The organism is Clavibacter tessellarius (assembly GCF_001618005.1).
In the GTDB taxonomy this organism is placed as follows: domain Bacteria; phylum Actinomycetota; class Actinomycetes; order Actinomycetales; family Microbacteriaceae; genus Clavibacter; species Clavibacter tessellarius_A.
The window spans coordinates 138,939-157,592 of the sequence record NZ_LQXA01000035.1 but is presented as its reverse complement, the minus strand read 5'-3'; the positions used below and the strand labels follow the sequence as shown (position 1 = coordinate 157,592).

Below are 18,654 nucleotides of genomic sequence, written 5' to 3'. Positions count from 1 at the left end.
TTCCCCCACCCTAGGAAGAAGCCGGACGGGGGCCGAATCCGTTGACTGTTCCTACGAGGCCCCGTCGTCGGGTGCGTCGTCCTCTTGGTCCGCATCGACAAAGGCCGCGGCCACCGCAGCCGCAGCCGCCTCGATCTGCCAGGGGCGCGCCCCCCACGACGCGAGCGCCTCGCCGACGGCCTCGGGCGCGAGGTCGGCGGGCGGCGTCCAGGCCACGCGGCGGAGGACCTCGGGCGTCACCAGGTTCTCCTGCGGGAGGGACATCCCGTCCGCGACGTCCTGGACGGCCGCACGCGCGCGCTTGAGGCGGCGGTCGGCGGCGGGGTCCTTGTCGGCCCAGGCCTTGGCGGGCGGCATCGACTCGCCGGTGCCGCGCAGGGACGGGAACTCCGTGGCCGCCAACCCGCGCTCCACCGCGGCCCACCACCGGTCGATCTCGCTGCGGCTCGCCCGGCCCGAGAACTCGCGGACGGCCGCCAGGTCGCGCTTGGACTGCGGCAGCACGCGCGCGACGGCCACGAGCGAGCCGTCGGGGACGAGGCGGCCGGGGCTCGTGTCGACCTCGCGCGCGTACGCGTCCCGGGCCTCCCACAGCTCCTTGGCGACGGCGAGGTTGCGGCCGCCGCGGACGCCGTGCAGTCCGCTGAGGCGACGCCACGGCTCGACGCGCGCGGGCTTCGCCTCCTTGGCGATCGTCGCGGCGAACTCCTGCTCGGCGATGCGCGTCTTGCCCTGCTCCTCGAGGCGCCGGGCGATCTCGTCGCGGACGTCGACGAGCAGCTCCACGTCGAGCGCCGCGTACACGAGCCAGGCGCGGGGGAGCGGCCGGGTCGACCAGTCCGCCGCCGAGTGCTCCTTGGCCAGGTGGATCCCGAGCAGCTCCTCCACCACCGTGCCGAGGCCCACGCGGGGCAGTCCGAGGAGGCGCGAGGCGAGCTCCGTGTCGAAGATGCGCTGCGGATCCAGCCCGACCTCGCGGAGGCACGCGAGGTCCTGGCTCGCGGCGTGCAGCACCCACTCGACGTCGCGGATCACGGCGTCGAGCTCGGCGAACGAGCCGACGGCCGGCGGGTCGAACAGGAACGTGCCGGCGCCGCGGCGGAACACCTGGATGAGGTAGGCGCGCTGGCTGTAGCGGAAGCCGGAGGCGCGCTCGGCGTCGACGGCGATGGGTCCGGTGCCGGCCGCGATGGCCTCGACCGCGCGCAGGTACTCCTCGCGCGTGTCGATGACCGTGAGGTCGCCCGTCGCCGCGGCCTCGCGGAGGGCGGGGCGCGCGGGGGCATCCGGGGCGTCGGCGGCGGCTTCGGCTTCCGGAGCCGCGCTGGCCGGAGCGGAGGACGCGCGACGGCCGCGACCGCGGGACGAGCGGGATCGGGCCTCGGGCTCGGCGGGCTCCGCGACCGGCCCGTCGGGCGCGTCCGCCTCGGCTGCGTCCGCCTCGGGCGCCGCCGCGGGCTCCACGGCGGGTGCCTCCCGGCGGGTGCGCGTCCGGGTGCGCGCGACCACGGCGTCCGTGGCCGTGGATCCCGGCACGTCCGAGAACAGGGACGCGCCCATGGCCGGCCGGGTCAGTGGCGTCGCGGTCGCGGAGCCGGTGGCCTCCTGGCGTCCGTCGGCGGGGTCGGGGGTGTCGGACGGGGCGTTCACGTCCGGGTGCGTCGCGCTGATAGCAGTGTCACTCCTTCGCCCGCGGGAGGGAGTCCGGCGAGCATGCACAGTAGTTTCCCCCAGCCTTCCACATGGGCGGTCACGTCGGCGTCGGCGGGGGTCCACGAGGCGCGCAGCTCGATCTTGGCGCCGCTGCCCTGGCGCGCGAGCTCGCCGTAGCCGGTGGAGATGATCCGGGTGGCCGTGCCCGAGGGCGCCGTGTAGCGCGCGCCGCGGGAGGCCAGGCCGTCGACGAGCCACGACCACGCGACGTCGGCGAGGAACGGGTCGGTGCCCATGTCGGTCTCGAGCGGGGCCTGCGCGAAGCAGACGATGCGGAAGGCGCCGCCCCAGGCGTCGGGCTCCTCGGGGTCGTGCAGGAGGATGAAGCGGCCCGTGCCGAGCTCGGAGTCGGACGCGTGGCCGGACGGCGACACGTCGGCGGCGAGCGCCACGGCGTAGGGCGCGAGGTTCGACGACGGCGACGGGATCTCGGTCAGCACGAGCTCGGACCGGGTGGTGGCCCGCCGGAGCGCGTCCAGCGCCGCGCGGAACTCGGGCGGATCCTCGGCACTGTCACGGGTGTCTACCACGTGGGCAGACTACGGTCCGCCGTCGCGCCCGCCGGGAGCCACGCCGGTCGGCCCGCGGCGATGCGCCCGCGACCAGGGCATCAGCCGCGGTCGACCGCCCAGCGGGCGTACGTGCGGTGGTCGTCGTCCAGGAGCAGCTGCGTGAGTCGCAGCGGAGCGCGGACCCCGGAGCCCACGGGCACGAGCGGCGTCAGGGACGTGACGAGCTCGGGGGAGGTGGTGAGGCAGAGCTCGTCGACCCGGCCCGCCGCGACGAGCGCCGCGGCGAGCGCCGGCCCGCCCTCGCACACCACGCCGGTGAGGCCGTGGCGGCCGAGCGCGTCGACGACGTCATCGCCGGAGAGGCGGCCGTCGGCCGCGGCGCCCAGCGGGACCGGGACGATCTCGGCGGGAACCCCGGCGAGCGTGGCGACGGCGCGGTCGCGCGCCTCGGGCGGGCACAGGACGAGGAGCGATCCCGCGGCGGCATCCGCGTCGAAGCGGTGGCCCGTGAGGTCTCCCGAGGACGTGGCGACCGCCAGGGGCGTGCGGCGGGGCAGCACGTACCGCTCGGCGCGCACGGTGCCGGCGCCCACGAGGACGACGTCGGCGACCTCGCGGATCACGCCGAGGATCCGGCGGTCGACCGCGCTGCTGAGGCTGTCGGACGACCCGTCGGCGCCGATCACGCTGCCGTCGACGGAGGCCACGAAGTTGAGGCGCACGTGGACCGGGGATCCGGGTCGGTAGAGGCCCTCGAGCCACGCGCGCGTGCCGTCGTCCTCCAGCCCGCGGGACGCCGCGGCCTCGCCGGCGCCCGCGACGGGGAGGACCCGCGTGATCCTCACCCGGCGAGCCGCTCGCGCACCTGCCGCTTGACCCGGCCGAGCATGGCCGTCATGCCGCGCATGCGCAGCGGGGAGACGGCCGCGTCGAGCCCGATGGTGGACGGGTAGTCGTCCGGCACCGCGAGCACCTCCTCGGCCGGGAGCCCGTCGAGGCCCTGGGCGAGGATCGAGGCGAAGCCGCGGCTCGTGGGCGCCTCGGCCGGCGCCTGCGCGTGCACGTGCACGTCGCCCTCGACGACCTCCACGAACATGAACACGGGCGACTGGCACTCCTCGACGCGCTCGAGGAGGTCGGGGTGCTCGGCGTAGCGCGCGGGCAGCTCCGGCAGCTCGTTGCTGAAGTCGAGCAGCAGCAGGAGCCGGTCGCGCTGCCCGAGCGCGAGGAAGTCGTCGCGGATCTCGGCGAGCGCCGCGGGCAGCACGGGGGAGCCGGTCATCGGGAGGGCAGCTCCCCGGGCTCGGCGCCCTGGACGATGGGGACGCGCACGGCGGAGCCCCACTCGGTCCAGGATCCGTCGTAGTTGCGGACGCCCTCGAAGCCCAGCAGGTGCGTGAGGACGAACCACGTGTGGCTGGAGCGCTCCCCGATGCGGCAGAGCACCACGACGTCGTCGCCGTCGGAGAGGCCCGCGCCCTCGCGGTAGACGGCGTCGAGCTCGGCGCGCGTCTTGAAGGAGCCGTCCTCGGCGGCGGCCTTGGCCCACGGCACGTTGCGCGACGTGGGGATGTGGCCGGCGCGGAGCGAGCCCTCCTCGGGGTAGGCGGGCGCGGTCGTGCGCTGGCCCGTGTACTCCTCGGGGCTGCGGACGTCGATGAGCGGGTTGCCGAGGTGCGCGAGCACGTCGTCCTTGAATGCGCGGATCTCCTCGTCGCGGCGCTCGACCACGGGGTACTCGGCGGGGGCGACCACCGGCTGGTCGGTGGTGACCGGGCGGCCCTCGGCGATCCACTTGTCGCGGCCGCCGTCGAGGAGGCGCACGTCCTCGTGGCCGAAGAGGGTGAACACCCAGAGGGCGTACGCGGCCCACCAGTTGCTCTTGTCGCCGTAGATGACGACCGTGCTGTCGCGGGCGATGCCGCGCTCCGACATGAGCTGCGCGAACCGCTCGCCGTCGACGTAGTCGCGCTGGACCGGGTCGTTGAGGTCGGTGTGCCAGTCGAGCTTCACGGCTCCGGGGATGTGGCCGGTCTCGTAGAGCAGCACGTCCTCGTCCGACTCGACGACCACGAGGCCGGGCGTGAGCGCGCCGTCGGCGAGGCGCTCCTGGAGCCAGTCGCCGCTCACGAGCCGCTCGGGGTGCGCGTACTCGGCGAACCTGGGGGTGGTGTCCGGCTCGACGGCCATGGGGCTCTCCTGATCTCGCGGCCTCGGGGGCCGCGCTGGGTGGAACGCGGTCTAGTCTGGGGGTCTTCCGCGGGCGCTCGGCGCGCGCGTCGACCACCATCCACGGTAACGGTTCGCGATGCGCGGGACCTTCCCATGACAGCCGGAGACCCACCTGTGACGAACACCGACACCGGATCCCGGCACCACGACGAGCGCGGCGCGGGACCGGGCGCGCTGGTCGGCCGGTCGCCGAGCATCACCGGCCAGGAGATCGCCGCGCACCTGGTGCCCCCGCGCCAGTTCGACGAGGCGCGGTTCGACACGTACCGGCCCGACCCCGAGTACGACACGCAGGCGCAGGCCGTCGAGGTCCTCCGCGCCTTCTCGGGCGACCGCGCCGGATCCCGGGGCGGGCTCTTCTCCCGGCGGAAGGCACCGGCCGTGAAGCCCGGCGTCTACCTCGACGGCGGCTTCGGCGTCGGCAAGACCCACCTGCTCGCGTCCCTCTGGCACGCCATGCCGGGACCGAAGTACTTCGGCACCTTCATCGAGTACACCGCGCTCGTCGGCGCCCTCGGCTACCAGGGCGCGGTGGAGATCCTCCGCGGCGCGACGCTCGTCGCCATCGACGAGTTCGAGCTCGACGACCCGGGCGACACCATGATGATGACCCGGCTGCTCTCCGACCTCGTGGCCGACGGCACGCGCATCGCCGCGACGAGCAACACCCCGCCGAACGCGCTGGGGGAGGGGCGCTTCGCCGCGGCCGACTTCCTCCGCGAGATCCAGGCGATGAGCGACCGGTTCGACACGATCCGCATCGACGGCCTCGACTACCGCCGCCGCGCCTTCGAGGGCCACGCGGTGACGGTCGCCGACGCCGACCTCGACGCGCGGGCCGAGGCCGCGGGCTCCGGCGGGCGTGCGGTCACGGTCGACGGCTTCGCGGACCTCGTCGGGCACCTCGCCCGCCTGCACCCCTCGAAGTACGTGAAGCTCATCGAGGGCGTCGACGTGATCGCCCTCCGTGACGTCGCCCAGCTGACGGGCCAGACCGACGCGCTCCGCTTCGTCGCCTTCGTCGACCGCGTGTACGACGCGCAGATCCCGCTGCTGGCGACGGGGACGCCGTTCGACGAGGCGTTCTCCGCCGAGATGCTCGCGGGCGGGTACCGGAAGAAGTACCTGCGGGCCATCTCCCGGCTCATCTCGCTCACCGCCTCGGCCCGCGAGCTCTAGCGCACGCGCCTCCCGCGGAGCTGGGTGCGGGACGCCCGCGACGGCCTCCGAGGCCCCCGGTAACACGATGTTCACACGGCCGCCGCCCGTGTAACGCGCCCGAAACACGGCCGGCGAGCCCGCGAAACCTCGCCCCCGGACACTGGAGCCGTACCCGGCACCCGGCTCGCGCCGAACCCCCCGACCACACGGGCGGCCGCTCGCCTCCCGTCGGTGCGACCCCCTGCACGATCTACGAGAGGTGAAACACCATGGATCAAGGCAACACCGCCTTCCTCCTGATCGCCGCGGCGCTGGTCCTCCTGATGACGCCGGGTCTGGCGTTCTTCTACGGCGGGCTCGTCAAGGCCAAGAGCGTCATCAGCATGATGATGATGAGCTTCGGGGCCATGGGCCTCATCGGGCTCCTCTGGGTCCTGTACGGCTACGCCATCGCGTTCGGCAACGGTCCCGGCGGGCCGAGCGCCAACGACCGGTTCGTCGGGATCGACGGGGTCCTCGGCATCGACCTCGGCCAGCTCGGCCTCGGCGACGCCTATACCGCCGCCCTCGGCGAGCAGACCACCGCCTACCCGACGCTCGCCTTCGCCGCCTTCCAGGCGACCTTCGCGATCATCACCGTCGCGCTCATCTCCGGCGCCATCGCGGACCGCGCCAAGTTCGGCGCGTGGATGGTGTTCGCGGGCGTCTGGGCGACGGTCGTCTACTTCCCGGTCGCCAGCTGGGTCTTCAACTTCACCGCCGTCGACGGCGCGAACGTCGACGGCGGGTGGATCGCCTACAACGTCGGTGCCATCGACTTCGCGGGCGGCACCGCGGTGCACATCAACGCGGGCGCCGCGGCGCTCGCCCTCTCGCTCGTCCTCGGCAAGCGCGTCGGGTTCGCCAAGGGCATGCACGTGCCGCACAACCCGCCGTTCGTGCTCCTCGGCGCCGGCCTCCTCTGGTTCGGCTGGTTCGGCTTCAACGCCGGGTCCGAGCTCGCGGCCGACGGCCTCGCGGCCGTCGCGTTCCTCAACACCATCGCGGCGCCCGCCGCGGCCATCCTCGGCTGGCTCGTGGTGGAGAAGATCCGCGACGGCAAGCCGACCTCGGTGGGCGCCGCATCCGGCGCGGTCGCCGGCCTCGTCGCCATCACCCCGGCCTGCGCCTCGCTGTCGCCCATCTGGGCGATCGTGCTGGGCCTGGTCGCCGGCGCCGTCTGCGCCGTCGCGATCGAGCTGAAGTTCAAGCTCGGCTTCGACGACTCGCTCGACGTGGTGGGCATCCACCTCATCGGCGGCCTCATCGGCACGCTCTACATCGGCATCTTCGCCACGAACGTGGGCCTCATCTACTCGGGCACCTTCGAGCAGCTCGGCAAGCAGGCCCTCGCCGCGTTCGCGGTGCTGATCTACTCCTTCGTGCTCTCGTACGTCATCGGCACGATCATCCAGAAGACCATGGGCTTCCGGGTGAAGAACGAGGACGAGATCGCGGGCATCGACACGATCGTCCACGGCGAGGAGGGCTACGTGCTGGAGACCTCCGGCCGCTGATCCCGCTCCGCGCCACCCGACGGGCGCCGCTCCTCGCGAGAGGACGGCGCCCGTCGTCGTGCTCGGGACGCGCCGGGCGCGCGGTCTCCTGTTCGCCCAGCGCGGAGCCCGCCGTCCCCCCGGTCGTCGGGACGCGAGCCGGGCGTACGGTGGATGCACGCGGGGAGCCGAGCACGACGGCGCCCCGCCCCCGTGACCATCGAGACGAAGAAGACGAGAGCACATGGCATCCCCCCTCATCACCCTGAACAACGGCGTCACCATCCCGCAGCTGGGCTTCGGCGTCTTCCAGACCCCGCCCGCCGAGACGCAGCAGGCCGTGGAGCGCGCCTTCGAGGCCGGCTACCGCCACATCGACACCGCCGCCGGCTACTACAACGAGGAGGGCGTGGGCGCCGCCATCAAGGCGACGGGCATCCCGCGCGAAGAGCTCTTCATCACCACCAAGCTCCGCAACGGCGACCAGGGCGCGGACAGCGCGCGCACCGCCTTCGAGGACAGCCGCCGCAAGCTCGGCGTCGACGCGGTCGACCTCTACCTCATCCACTGGCCCTACGCCCGCCACGGCCTGTTCGTCGAGACGTGGAAGACCTTCGAGGCGCTGCACGCCGAGGGCCTCATCCGCGCGATCGGCGTCTCCAACTTCCTCGAGAAGCACCTCGAGCAGCTGGCCGCCGAGACCGACGTCGTGCCCGTGGTGAACCAGATCGAGGTGCACCCGACGTTCCAGCAGCACGACCTCTCCACGTTCTCGGTGGAGCGCGGCATCGAGGTCGAGGCGTACAGCCCGCTCGGCCAGGGCGCCGACCTCGAGTCGGAGATCGTCACGCGCCTCGCGAAGGAGCACGACGCCACGCCCGCGCAGATCGTGCTCGCCTGGCACCTCGCGCAGGGCCGCATCGTGATCCCGAAGTCGGTGACCCCGGAGCGCATCGTCGCCAACTTCGAGAGCATCGAGGTCGAGCTCTCGATCGAGGAGCTCGCGGAGATCGACACCCTGGAGTCGGGCACGCGACTCGGCGCCGACCCGGACACCGCGGACTTCACGCAGTTCCCGTCCTGATCCGGCCGCCGGACCCCGGCGACGCCCCATCACCCCGACGCCCGCCCGGCCCCGGCCGCGGCGGGCGTCGTCGTCCCGCGTCGCATCCCGGATCCGCCCTCGTGCGGGGCCCCCGCCGGCGCTACCGTGAGCATCACGACATGACACCCGCCGCCCACCCGCAGCCGCGGGGTCGACGCGCGAGCGGTCACGCATCCGAGGAGCACCCGTGACCGACCCGACCGAGCCGCACACCCGGCTCGCGCACGCGCTGAGCGCCGTGACCGAGCGCATCGACACGTCCGTCGACGCCAGCTGGGACGGCCTCACCGGCGTGCAGATCCTCATCCTGCGCCGCCTGGCCGGCACCGAGCGCATGGACCGCACGTCGCTCGCGCTCGACACCCGCACCGCACGCGCGGCCACCGTCCCGAGCCTCGCGAGCCTCATGCAGAAGGGCTTCGTCGTCGAGTCGCAGGACGCCGCGGGATCCTTCCTGCGCCTCACCGACGGCGGGCGCCAGCTCCTCGCGGAGGTGCACCTCGCCCGCGCCGAGTGGCTCGTGCAGGCCGCGGAGCACGCGCACCCGCCGGTGCGCGGCGAGGAGCTCCTCCGGGTCGCCGCGCTGCTGGATCACCTCGGCAGCGACGCCTGAGCGTGCGGCGACCGTGACGACGCCGGACGACGCCCGCCGCGTCGACGCTCCCGGCCTCGCCTCCCTCGTGCTCCGCCTCCGGGCCGCGGGATGCGTCTTCGCCGAGGAGGAGGCCGAGCTCCTCATGGCCGCGTCCGTCGAGCGCCACCCGGATCCGGCGCGCCCCACGGACCCCACGGCCCCGTCGATCCCCGCGACGCGCGGACTCCTGGCGGCACGGGCAGCGGAGCTCGAGGCGATGGCGACCGCCCGCGTCTCCGGCGAGCCGCTCGAGACCGTCATCGGCTGGGCGGAGTTCGCCGGGCGGAGGATCCTCGTCGACCGCGGAGTCTTCGTCCCGCGCCGCCGGACGGAGCGGCTGGCCCATGCCGCCGCGGCGGCGGCCCGGGGGAGACGGCGACCCGTCGTCGTCGACCTCTGCTGCGGATCCGGCGCCATCGCCGCCGTGATCGCCGACGACGTGCCCGGCGCCGTGGTCCACGCCTCCGACGTGGATCCGGTCGCGGTCGCCTGCGCGGCCCGCAACCTCGAGCCGCGTCGCGCGACCGTGCACCGCGGCGACCTGCTGGACGCCCTGCCGGACGACCTGCGGGGCCGGATCGACGTCCTCGTCGCGAACGTGCCGTACGTGCCGCGTGCCGCGCTCGCCCTCATGCCGCCGGAGGCCCGCCTGCACGAGCCGGAGGCGACGCGCGACGGCGGGCCCGACGGGCTCGACGTGCTGCGACGCGTGGCGCGGGGGAGCGGCCCCTGGCTCGCGCCCGACGGGATCCTCCTCGTCGAGGTCGCGGACGCGCAGCTCGACGACGCCGTCGCCGCGTTCGCCGATGCCGGGCTCGAGGCGCGGGTGGAGCGGATCGACGCGCCCGAGGACGACGCGGACGACGGCACCCGGGTCGTCACCGGCCGCCGCCCGCGCTGACCAGGCGGCGGACCGGCCGACCCGCCGGCGACACGCGACGGCGACGGCGACGGACCGCCCGCATCCGTGACCCGCCGCCGATCTCGTTGGCACCTGTCAACAAGCCGCGCGGCGTCGGGGCGGTCCTGCCTAGAGTCCCTGTGTCCCATCCATCGCACGAGAGGCACCAGTGACTCCCCGTCCCATCCGCTCCACCCGCTCCGAGGCGTCCGTCCGCGTGACGCCGTCCCACCCCGATCCCGAGCTCCGCCGCCGCCGACCCCGCCGCGGCCTCGCCGCCGTCGCCGCGGCCGCCGCCGTCCTCACCGCGGCTGCCGTCGGCGTCCCCGTCGCCTCCGCCTCCGCGGCCGCCCCCAGCACGCCCGTCCCCGGCATGCAGGTCCCCGCCCTCAAGGACGTCCTCGGCGACGCCGGCATCGAGCACGTCGGCGTGGCCATGGGCAGCGGTGAGGTGCAGGGCACCTCGTCCGACCTCATCGCCCGCCACTTCAACGCCATGACCCCGGAGAACGAGGGCAAGGCCGATGCCATCCAGCGCGTCGAGGGCCAGTTCGACTTCTCCGGCATCGACCGTCTGCTGGACTTCGCCGACGCCCACGGCATGAAGATGTACTTCCACGTCGACTTCTGGATGCCGCAGACGCCCGCGTGGTTCTTCCTCGACAACGGTCGGCCGCTCACGAACAGCCCCGCCGACCAGGCGCTGCTGAAGGCGCGCATGGAGGCCCACGTCAAGGCGATCTCCGACCACATCGCGTCCCGCTACCCGAACGGGAACAGCCCCATCTGGGCCATGGACGTCGTCAACGAGGTCATCGACGACGGCCCCAACGCCAACCCGCACCACATGAAGGACACCCGCTGGTTCCAGGTGCTGGGCGAGGGCTTCGTCGACGAGGGCTTCCAGCTCGCGAAGAAGTACTTCCCGGGCGTCAAGCTCTTCATCAACGAGTACAACACCGACTCGCCGAGCAAGCGCACCGACTACCTCGGACTCATCTCCGCCCTCCTGAAGCGCGGCATCCCGGTCGAGGGCGTGTCGCAGCAGAGCCACATCGGCCTCCGGAGCGACATCGAGGAGCTCCGCACCACTATCCACGCGGTGAAGGCGATCGACCCGAAGCTCCTCGAGGCCGTCTCCGAGCTCGACGTCGGCGCCTCGCAGGCGGCCGCGACCGGCGACAGCCAGAATCGGAGCCACACGGCGCCGGTCTACTCGAACCCGGACGACACCGCCGCGGCCGTGGGCTGGGTCTACAAGGACCTGTTCACGATGATCCGGCAGGAGGCCGGGAACCTCGACTCGGTCACCTTCTGGGGATCCGACAACTCGCACACCTGGCTGCACAGCCCGGCGATCGACCAGCCCTGGGAGCAGCCGCTCCCGTTCGGGACCAACCAGGAGGCGATGCCCGCGTACTGGGGCATCGTGAACCCGGGCCTGCTCCCGGCGCGCCCGCCCCTGCCGAAGGGCTGATCACCGCCCGACACCGCAGCGGCCCCCGTCCTCGCCGAGGACGGGGGCCGCTCCGCGTTCGTCGCCTCATGCGACGAAGGTCTTCGGATACCTTGCCCCGGGGGGAGGGGGTGCCTACGTTGCGAGAATCCGACACCGGAGTCGGAACGCATGGAAGGTGTTCGACGATGAGCATTCCCCGCACCACCGCGTCCGCGCTCGCGGACGTCCGTCCTCCCCGGGCGGGCAGCCGGGGCCACGGCGGCTTCGTCGGGCTCCTCCTCGGATCCGTCAGCTCCGCCTGCGCCGAGCACGCCGCCTGCCCCGTGCTGGTCATGCACGCCCCGCTCGTCGAGCACGAGGACCCGGTCAGCGCCGGCGCGGAAGCCCTCGGCGACGGGAGCCGCGCGTCCGACGCGCCCGCGCCGTCGCTCGTCACCACCCGGGGCTGAGCCGCGCGTCGCCTCGAGCGCGGCGGGGGAGGGCGAGATGCTCCCCGCCGCGCGCGGGCATGCTGAGGCCGGCGACCGCGATGACCGTCCTGCGGTCGCGGACGTCGTCGACGCAGCGCGTGAAGTTCTCGTCGCCGTCCATCGCGGAGCGGCCCGGCCGGGAGCGCCAGCGCAGTGCACGCAGCGTCACGAGGTGGTCGCCACCATCCGGTGCCGGTCGCCTCGCAGCGCGCCGTGGCCGCAGCGCGCCGTGGCCGCTGGGGCCGCTGGGGCCGAGGAGGGCGGTCCGGTCACCCCGACCGAGCCGCGACTACGCCTCATATGACATAATGTACATTATCAGCGGTGTTGATCAGGGCGAGAGCGGGTTGAGCCAGCCTGCCTCGTGAACTCCTGATGCCCGGCCACACGGCTCCTGCGTCACGCCATCGCTTCGAGGCCGACGCGCCTGGTGGACGTCGTTCGTCGGGACGTCGTGTGCCACCCCGCGCGGTCGCCAGCCGAGCCGCCCGCCGGGACACCGCGTCGTGCGACGCCGGCCTGCGGCCATCCAGGTGAACACCGGCGCAAGTTCCGTGAAAGCGCTTGCGCACCTCCGCGTCATCGGACATGATCCGTGACAGCGCTTTCACGGAGTCGTGATGGCCTAGAGGAAGTACGAAGGAGTGCACACGTTGTCGAAGTCCACCCGGTCCCCTCTCCGACGGGCGCTGCTCGGCTGCACCGCAGCCGCAGGCGCGCTGTCGCTCGCGCTGTCCGGCGCGTCGCTGGTCGCATCCCCCACATCCGCATCCGCCGCGACCAGTCGCGTGGCCGTCGACTTCGGCACCAGCACCGGCGCCTTCCGCGGCGGTGCGACGGGCACGCTGTACGGGCTCGGCGACGACGGATCCCCGTCGCCCGCCGTCCTCGCCGGCGCCCACGTCACCAACACGTCGCAGAAGCCGCCGCAGGGTACCCAGCACCCCGATGGCGACGCCCTCGACGTCGAGCACGGCTTCTTCTCCGCCGGCGGCAAGGACCTGTACGTCTACCTCCAGGACGAGTACCCCGACTGGGCCTACAACGGCGGCAAGCGCCCCGGGGACGCGAACGGCGACGGCGAGTGGGACTACCTGCCCCTGCTCCGCAAGGCTGTGGAGGCCGTGGCCACGAAGTCCGAGCACCCCGAGAAGTACGTGTTCATCCCGTTCAACGAGCCCGACGGCGGCAACTGGTACCCCGACTGGGCGAACCAGAAGTCGCAGTTCCTCGCCGACTGGTCTGCCGCGTACGACGCGATCCAGCAGATCTACGCGGCGCACGGCCTCGGCAAGGCGAGGATCGGCGGTCCCGGCGACTCGGTCTGGCGCGCCGACCGCAGCCGCGACCTGCTCGCGTACGCGAAGCAGAGGTCCGAGCTCCCCGACGTCTTCATCTGGCACGAGCTCGGGACCCAGAACCTCGCCACATTCCGCGGGCACGACGACCAGTACCAGGGGATCCTCCGCGACCTCGGCCTGCCGGACATCCCGGTCGACATCACCGAGTACGGCATGCTCCGCGACATGGGCGTGCCCGGACAGCTCGTCCAGTGGCTCTCGATGTTCGAGGACCGCAAGGTCGACGCGCAGACCGCCTACTGGAACTACGCCGGCAACCTCTCCGACAATTCCGCCCGGAGCAACGGCGCCAACGGCGGCTGGTGGATGTTCAAGTGGTACGGCGACCTCGCCGGCAGCCGCACGGTGAAGGTCACTCCCCCGAAGGCCGACGTCGCCGACACGGTGCAGGCGATCGGGGCCCGCGACGACGCCGATGGCAAGGCGACCGTGCTCGTCGGCGGCGGATCGTCCGACATCGGCCTCGACCTGACCGGCCTGGATCCGGCGAGCTTCGGCACGAGCGTCGACGTCGTCGTCCGCGCCGCGCGGCTGAACGGCGCCGAGGGCCTCTCCCGGCAGCCCCCGGTCGTCCTCTCGACCCGCGCCGCGCTCGCCTCCGGCGCGACCACCCTCACCATCCCGAACAGCGACAGGTACTCCGCCTACGAGGTGCAGATCACCAAGCCGCTCGCCCAGCGGCCCGCCGTGGACTCCTCGCTCGTCAGCAGCGTGGAGGCGGAGGCCACCGCGCTCCACGACGCCACCGTCCAGGCGCAGGATCCCACGCGCGAGTGGTCCTTCATGGCCTCCGGCGGGAGCGACGTCGGCGGGTTCGACCAGGTCGGATCCTCGGCCACGTGGAACGTCACCGTGCCCCGTGACGGGACTTACCGCCTGTCCGTGCTCGCCGGCGCCGGCCAGGCACCCGGACAGCACGCGCTCTTCGTCGACGGAGCCTTCGGTCAGCTCGTGAAGTACTCCGCCGACCTGTCCTCCACGTACCGGGGCAGCACCGACGTCCTCGTCCCGCTCCGCGCCGGCACCCACTCGCTCTCGCTCCGGGCGAGCCGCGACGGGACGACCCGGCTCCCGGGGAGCGCCGTCACGCTCGACCGCTTCGAGCTGCGCGACGCCACCGATGGCGAGCCCACGACGTATCCCGCGACCGAGGCCCGCCTCGCATCCGGCGCCCGCCTCGTCTACCAGCAGCCCCGCGCCGCGGCGGACGGCGGTGCCCGTCTCGGCGGATCGGCATCGGCCTCGTTCTTCGTCTCCGCGGCCGAGAGCGGCTACCACGACGTCGCCGTGCGGTACACGACCGAGGGCGCGTCCTCGCTCGGGCTGAGGGTCGGCGACCGGTCGGTGCCCGCAGGCAGCGTGGCGGGGGCCGGCGCGTGGAGCACCACGGTCCGCGTGTGGCTGACCCAGGGCGTGAACGAGATCGGCGTCTCCTCGTCGACGGGGGTGACCGTCACCGACATCACGACCACCCGCGGCTCCAGCCAGCGGGCGGCGGACACCGCGCCGGGGAACGCCGTCCGCGTCGAGGCCGAGCAGCTCGCCCGCGCCGGGGCCACGGCGATCCGCACCCTGCCGGCGTCGAGCGGGTCGAACGGCTCGGCCGACGCGCAGAGCGCGGTCGGCGTCCTGGGCAGCCTGGGCGGCGGAGCGGGCAACACGGCGACGATGACCCGCCCGTCCGGGCTCGGGGCGGGCGACTACGTCCTCACCCTCTCCGCGGCCAACGCCGACAAGACGGCCGCGATCAACTACAACCCGCAGGTGATCAGCCGCTTCGTCGACGTCTCCGAGGCCGGCGGAGCCCGAGCGCGGGTGACCGTACGGCACGACTACTCCTGGAGCAGCTTCTGGGACTACGCGCAGCCGGTCACCCTCACCACGGCGGGCGGCGCGCTGACCCTCGGCAACGCGAGCGCGTACGCCCCCGACATCGACACGGTCACGCTCGCCAAGCAGGCCGTCGGCTCGCCCGTCACCACCTCCCGCTGACGCCCGCGCCGGCCGGCGACCGCGAGGCCGCCAGCCGGCTCCCCTCCCGTCACGCGGGACGAAAGGACCCCATGACCCTCGACCCCCTCCTGCTCCCCCGGGACGATCGGACGACGTCGCAGCCGCCCGGCGAGATCCGCTGGAGCACCCCCGGCCTCACCCTCGAGCTCGCACACGGGGACGCGCCCGTCCGCCTCGCGGGCGCCCGTGCCGCGGGGGTGGAGGTGCGCATCCCCGGGGCCATCCCGGTGACGGACGTCCTCGCCGCCGGCCACGGGCGCACCCTCGTCGGATCCCGCCTCGTGCAGTCGCGACTCGGCACGACCCTCCGGCTCGCCCACGCGCGCACCACGCCGGACGGCGGCCTGGACCTCGTCTCCGACTCCCCCGACGGGATCCGGAGCACCCTCCACCTCCGCGCCGCGGGGCACGCGGCGTTCAGCGCGTCCACGACGATCGAGAACACGGGAGACGCGCCGCTCACGCTCCACTCCGTCAGCTCCTGGGCCCACGCCCTCGGATCCCGGGACGGCTCGCTCCCGACGGCCGACGCCTGGTCGCTCCTCCAGGGCCGCAGCGACTGGCTGGGCGAAGGGCGGTGGACGACGACCCGTCTGCGCGACGAGCTGCCCGCCATCCACCAGGACCTGACCGGCCACACCCCGCGATCGGCCGTCCGGCGCACCTCGCAGGGCACCTGGTCGACCGGCGGCGCGCTCCCCCTCGGCGGCGCCGTCTCCGCCGCGGGCGGGATGACGTGGCTGTGGCAGGTCGAGAACAACGGGCCGTGGCGCTGGGAGGTGGGCGAGCACGTCGACGACGTGTTCGTCGCCCTCTCCGGCCCCACCGACGTCGACCACCAGTGGCAGCAGCCGCTCGCTCCCGGGGAGGCCTTCACGACCGTGCCGGTCACCATCGCCCTCGGAGCCGACCTCGACGCGGCCGCCGCCGCGCTGACGCGCCACCGCCGCGCGACGCGGCGAGCGCATCCGGACGACGCACGCCCCGCCATCGTCTTCAACGACTACATGAACACCCTCGACGGCGATCCCACGACCGAGAAGCTGCTCCCGCTCGTCGACGCCGCTGCGGCGGTGGGAGCCGAGGTGTTCTGCATCGACGCCGGCTGGTACGACGACGGAGGCGACTGGTGGCCGAGCGTCGGCGCCTGGCAGCCGTCGCGCGTCCGGTTCGCGGGCGGCCTCGCCGAGGTCACCGACCGGATCCGCTCCCACGGGATGGTCCCGGGCCTGTGGCTCGAGCCCGAGTCCGTCGGGGTCCGGAGCCCCGTCGCCTCGTCCCTCCCCCACGACGCGTTCCTCCAGCGCGCGGGCCGACGGATCCAGGAGCAGGAGCGGCTGCACCTCGACCTCCGCCACCCCGCAGCGCGCGCCCACCTCGACGAGGTCGTCGACCGCCTCGTGCGCGACTTCGGGGTCGGCTACTTCAAGCTCGACTACAACACCGACCCCGGCGCCGGGACCGACGTCGACGCCCCCAGCGCCGGCGCGGGCCTGCTCGGCCACTCCCGCGCCGTGCTGACCTGGCTCGACGGCGTCCTCGACCGCCACCCCGAGCTCGTCCTGGAGGCCTGCTCCTCCGGGGCCATGCGCGCCGACCCGGCGATCCTATCCCGCGTCCAGGCGCAATCCACCTCCGACCAGCAGGACTTCCTGCTGTATCCGCCCATCGCGGCGGCGGCCCCCCTGTCGATGCTCCCCGAGCAGGCGGCGAGCTGGGCCTACCCCCAGCCGTCGATGACGGAGGAGGAGTCGGCCTTCTGCCTCGTCACGAGCCTGCTCGGCCGCTACTTCCTGTCCGGGTACCTCAACCGGATGGACGGCGAGCAGCTGGACCTCGTCCGCGAGGCCGTCTCCGCCGCGCGGTCCCTGCGTCCCGAGCTCGTCGACGCCGTGCCCTCCTGGCCCACCGGGCTGCCCGGATGGGAGGACCGGTTAGTCAGCGCCGCGCTCTCCACCGACCGCGTCACCCTCGTCTCGGTCTGGGACCGCGGCGACGCGGACGGGGAGCAGGCGCTCGCGCTCCCCGCGCTCCGGGGCCGGGAGGTCTACGTCGACGTCGTCTTCCCGCGGCGGCTGGCCCGGTGGCCAACCCGGTGGGACGCCGAGGTCGGCACGCTCACCGTCCGCTCCCCCGCCGGCTCCGTCGGCGCACGCACGTTCTCCCTCACCCCCCTTCCCCCGCATCACCCCATCTCGAAGGACGACCGATGAAGCTCACCTGGAAGACCGGCGCGACGGCACTCGCCCTCACCGCCGCCCTCGCGCTCACCGCCTGCAGCGACCCCGGAGCGGGAGGCCCCGCGGCCGGACCCGTCACCTGGCCGGCCGAGGACGCCGACCTGACCGGCACGACCCTGACCATCTGGGCCGCGCAGAACAGCACGAAGACCCCCGACAGCGTCGTCGCGGGCTTCGAGGCGGCGACCGGCGCGAAGGTCGAGGTGCAGACCATCCCCGATCCCTACGAGCAGGGGGTCCAGACCAAGGTCGCGACCGGCGACGAGCCCGACCTCGCCTTCTGGCAGCCCACCGCATCGAGCCTCACGGCGCTGAACGCGAAGCAGCACCTCCAGCCCCTCGACGGCGCCCCGTGGCTCGGCTCGTACGCCGCGGACTACGCCGGCATCACCGGCGTGCTCGACGACACGCGCTACGCCGCCCTCGTCTCGACCCCCGCCGTCGAGGGCGTCTACTACAACAAGCAGGTCCTGGCCGACGCCGGCATCACCACGACCCCGACCGGCTGGGACGAGTTCCTCGCCGACGCGCGCGAGCTCAAGGCCAGGGGCGTCACGCCCTTCTTCGAGATGGGCGGCGACAAGTGGGCCACGCAGTGGTGGGTGTCCGTCGCCCTCGCCGACGCGGCGAAGGGCGGCCTCTGGGACCGCGTCGACTCCGGGAAGGAGAAGTTCACCGATCCCACCATCCAGGACGCCATCGACGGATACCAGGGGCTCGTCGACGAGGGCCTGTTCAACTCCGACATCCGGACGGCCACCTTCGAGGACCAGGGCGACGCCCTCCTGTCCGGCCGCGCCGCCATGGTCATGCAGGTGAACAGCTTCTTCACGCAGCTCCAGGCCAAGGCCGACACCGCGGAGCTGAACGAGAAGATCGGCTTCTTCCCCATCTCCCCCACGGGCAACGTCGCCACCTTCATCCCCGACCAGAGCGACGCGCTCGTCGCGTTCCGCACCGGCGACGCGAAGCGGGAGGCCGCCGCGCGCCAGTTCCTCTCCTACTGGATGGGCGAGAGCTACCCCGCCTTCGTCCAGGACCAGTCGACCGTGCCGGTCCTCACGGGGGTGGACACCCCGTCCGACGTACCCGAGGCGCTCCGGGCCGCGGCCGCGTCCGTCCCCGACGCCGTGGGATCCATGCAGGTGCTCGCCATCGCCAACCCGGACCTCTACCTCGACCTCGCCGACATGCTGCAGGGGACGATGACGCCCCAGGAGGTCGCGGAGGCCACCCAGCGGCAGTTCGCCGAGCTCGCCAAGGCGCAGGGCGCCACCGGCTTCTAGCCGCCCCTCCCCTCCGCACGTCCCCGACGGGG

The 18,654-nt window shown here is 73.5% G+C and carries 15 protein-coding genes and 1 pseudogene; 10 read left to right on the top strand and 6 right to left on the bottom strand.

What is annotated here, in order from left to right; all coding sequences use genetic code 11:
* Window positions 1–51 precede the first annotated feature (51 nt).
* The 5 genes from AWH51_RS09675 to AWH51_RS09655 all read right to left on the bottom strand — a co-directional run bounded on the left by AWH51_RS09675 (window position 52) and on the right by AWH51_RS09655 (window position 4,415).
* Entirely contained in the window at window positions 52–1,230 is a 1,179-nt protein-coding gene (locus AWH51_RS09675) for an HRDC domain-containing protein (protein ID WP_063071950.1), read from the bottom strand.
* A 416-nt stretch (window positions 1,231–1,646) separates the two neighbouring features.
* Entirely contained in the window at window positions 1,647–2,243 is a 597-nt protein-coding gene (locus AWH51_RS09670; RefSeq protein ID WP_063071857.1) for a DUF3000 domain-containing protein, read from the bottom strand.
* Between the two features lie 80 nt (window positions 2,244–2,323).
* Window positions 2,324–3,070: a dihydrofolate reductase family protein gene (locus tag AWH51_RS09665; RefSeq protein WP_063071856.1), complete on the bottom strand. Its 747-nt coding sequence runs from the start codon at window positions 3,068–3,070 to the stop codon at window positions 2,324–2,326.
* Window positions 3,067–3,507 (bottom strand): SufE family protein, encoded by a 441-nt coding sequence (locus AWH51_RS09660; RefSeq protein ID WP_063071855.1) that lies wholly within the window; start codon window positions 3,505–3,507, stop codon window positions 3,067–3,069. Before AWH51_RS09660 ends, AWH51_RS09665 begins: the two co-directional genes overlap by 4 nt.
* Window positions 3,504–4,415 carry a sulfurtransferase gene (locus AWH51_RS09655; RefSeq protein WP_063071854.1) on the bottom strand — a complete coding sequence of 304 codons (912 nt, stop codon included), beginning with the start codon at window positions 4,413–4,415 and terminating at the stop codon, window positions 3,504–3,506. Before AWH51_RS09655 ends, AWH51_RS09660 begins: the two co-directional genes overlap by 4 nt.
* Before the next feature lie 156 nt (window positions 4,416–4,571).
* Between AWH51_RS09655 and zapE the strand changes: the two genes are divergently transcribed.
* The 7 genes and pseudogenes from zapE to AWH51_RS15910 form a co-directional block, all read left to right on the top strand.
* Complete coding sequence (gene zapE, locus AWH51_RS09650) at window positions 4,572–5,636, top strand: cell division protein ZapE (RefSeq protein WP_063071853.1); 1,065 nt, start codon at window positions 4,572–4,574, stop codon at window positions 5,634–5,636.
* Between the two features lie 251 nt (window positions 5,637–5,887).
* On the top strand, window positions 5,888–7,174 hold the full coding sequence (locus AWH51_RS09645; protein ID WP_063071852.1) for an ammonium transporter: 1,287 nt from the start codon (window positions 5,888–5,890) through the stop codon (window positions 7,172–7,174).
* Window positions 7,175–7,397: 223 nt separating this feature from the next.
* Window positions 7,398–8,237, top strand: coding sequence for an aldo/keto reductase (locus tag AWH51_RS09640; protein ID WP_063071851.1), 840 nt, complete (start codon window positions 7,398–7,400; stop codon window positions 8,235–8,237).
* A 208-nt stretch (window positions 8,238–8,445) separates the two neighbouring features.
* The gene (locus AWH51_RS09635) at window positions 8,446–8,871 is read left to right on the top strand and encodes a MarR family winged helix-turn-helix transcriptional regulator (RefSeq protein ID WP_063071850.1); all 426 of its coding nucleotides are present in this window, start codon (window positions 8,446–8,448) and stop codon (window positions 8,869–8,871) included.
* 124 nt (window positions 8,872–8,995) lie between these two features.
* A complete protein-coding gene (locus tag AWH51_RS09630) occupies window positions 8,996–9,793 on the top strand; it encodes a putative protein N(5)-glutamine methyltransferase (protein ID WP_081235030.1) in 798 nt (265 codons plus the stop codon).
* A 169-nt stretch (window positions 9,794–9,962) separates the two neighbouring features.
* Window positions 9,963–11,270 carry an endo-1,4-beta-xylanase gene (locus AWH51_RS09625; RefSeq protein ID WP_254654530.1) on the top strand — a complete coding sequence of 436 codons (1,308 nt, stop codon included), beginning with the start codon at window positions 9,963–9,965 and terminating at the stop codon, window positions 11,268–11,270.
* 224 nt (window positions 11,271–11,494) lie between these two features.
* Window positions 11,495–11,701 (top strand): annotated as a pseudogene (locus AWH51_RS15910) (universal stress protein); the annotation flags it as partial.
* Here the strand turns inward: AWH51_RS15910 and AWH51_RS09615 are convergent.
* Window positions 11,685–11,891, bottom strand: a complete 207-nt coding sequence (locus tag AWH51_RS09615) for a hypothetical protein (RefSeq protein ID WP_063071847.1) — start codon at window positions 11,889–11,891, stop codon at window positions 11,685–11,687. The pseudogene AWH51_RS15910 and the gene AWH51_RS09615 sit on opposite strands and share 17 nt — an antisense overlap.
* A 484-nt stretch (window positions 11,892–12,375) precedes the next feature.
* Between AWH51_RS09615 and AWH51_RS09610 the strand changes: the two genes are divergently transcribed.
* The 3 genes from AWH51_RS09610 (at window position 12,376) to AWH51_RS09600 (ending at window position 18,622) form a co-directional block, all read left to right on the top strand.
* Window positions 12,376–15,075, top strand: coding sequence for a CBM35 domain-containing protein (locus AWH51_RS09610; protein WP_063071948.1), 2,700 nt, complete (start codon window positions 12,376–12,378; stop codon window positions 15,073–15,075).
* 71 nt (window positions 15,076–15,146) lie between these two features.
* Window positions 15,147–17,309 (top strand): glycoside hydrolase family 36 protein, encoded by a 2,163-nt coding sequence (locus AWH51_RS09605; RefSeq protein WP_063071846.1) that lies wholly within the window; start codon window positions 15,147–15,149, stop codon window positions 17,307–17,309.
* Window positions 17,306–18,622 carry an extracellular solute-binding protein gene (locus AWH51_RS09600; protein WP_063071845.1) on the top strand — a complete coding sequence of 439 codons (1,317 nt, stop codon included), beginning with the start codon at window positions 17,306–17,308 and terminating at the stop codon, window positions 18,620–18,622. Before AWH51_RS09605 ends, AWH51_RS09600 begins: the two co-directional genes overlap by 4 nt.
* Window positions 18,623–18,654 lie beyond the last annotated feature (32 nt).